The sequence below is a fragment of the Wandonia sp. genome (assembly GCF_984588085.1).
The window spans coordinates 1-1289 of sequence record NZ_CFIGVI010000040.1; the positions used below are offsets into that span (position 1 = coordinate 1).

At 37.7% G+C, this 1289-nt stretch carries 3 protein-coding genes; all 3 read right to left on the reverse strand.

The window, feature by feature from the left end:
* Window positions 1–94: 94 nt before the first annotated feature.
* Entirely contained in the window at window positions 95–394 is a 300-nt protein-coding gene (locus tag AC4PL9_RS12345) for an HPF/RaiA family ribosome-associated protein (protein ID WP_343784450.1), read from the reverse strand.
* A 96-nt stretch (window positions 395–490) separates the two neighbouring features.
* Window positions 491–835 (reverse strand): BlaI/MecI/CopY family transcriptional regulator, encoded by a 345-nt coding sequence (locus tag AC4PL9_RS12350; RefSeq protein WP_491605054.1) that lies wholly within the window; start codon window positions 833–835, stop codon window positions 491–493.
* Between the two features lie 128 nt (window positions 836–963).
* The coding region (locus tag AC4PL9_RS12355; RefSeq protein WP_491605055.1) for a T9SS type A sorting domain-containing protein at window positions 964–1289 on the reverse strand (326 nt) is incomplete at its 5' end.

Below are 1289 nucleotides of genomic sequence, written 5' to 3' on the forward strand. Positions count from 1 at the left end.
GCTCTAAAAGCTCTTGTATATACCTCAGATAAGTTTTTTTTGTTAAAAGAATTTATTGCGTCGTTCTTTTTCTTATACATTATCGCTATAAATACTAGTGTGCCACCAGTTCGTCTTTTCTCTTTTTTAGTTGAATTTCCAAATCTTCGGAAACTCCGGCTGCTGCTGCTTCAAAACTTGCTTCATCACAAGTGGCGTGAATCTGAGGCCCGGGTAAACTGATTTTCACCTCACAAATCCAGCCTTTACCTTTTGTCTCCTTTTCGGATTTAAAGAAAACGTCTGCGCTGATGATCCAGTCAAATTTTCGTTTAAGATTATCCAGTTTTTTGTTTATTATTCCTTCAGCAATTGGATAATGCTCAGTATTAATGAATTGAATGTTAACTTTCATATCTTCAAATTTTATGCGTTAATGTTACCTAAAAGTAACATGAACAGAAAATAGAGAAACTGATGAAAATCAGGCTTCGAACTGATTTTAACCAGGTTATTTCAATAAATCATCAAGCGTTTTTGTCTTGTTGTAATAGGAGAGAACAGCTTCGGTATTATTATCAAAATACTTTGTAATAAGGTGCTTTGCCAACTCGTCCCGATACGTTTCCTTGCTGATTTTAGGAGCGTAGATATATCCTCTTCCTTTTGGTTTGTGCCGGACAATTTTCTTTCGTTCAAGAATGCGGATAAGGGTGGATACAGTGTTGTATGCTGGTTTGGGTTCAGGATAGAGAGCAAGGAGATCTGTTACGGTTGCTTGTCCTAATTCCCATAAGCGTAACATAACCTGCTCTTCAGAAGCAGTTAATCTCAGTGTATCCTTTTCCTTTGTCATAGGCACGTAAAGCAGAAGCAATTACAGGGTTCATTTTACAGTGCAAAGGTATTAAAAAAAGGAACAGGGTATCAGGAAGAGGATCGGGCACGATTTTTCGTACCCAATCCCTTCAGAAATCACAACACTTATTCTTTTACCCATTTAATAACCTGGTGATTGCCTTCTGCTGCTACTTCAATAAAATAAATACCGGCAGCAAATGTCACAGCAGATAGAGTATGTTCATTACTATGTGACGTTTCGGATGAAATAACCTGTCCGTATTGATTCATAACACGAACAGTAAACTTTTCGGTTGCATCTGTCTTAATCAGTACAAAATCAGTTCCCGGATTAGGATAGGCAACGGCTGCAAGAGTATTTACATGTTCTGTTATACCTGAAGTACCGCCCTGCCCTCCTTCTACTTCATTATGAAGTTTGATAACAAACAAATCTGTAAAGCCGGTAG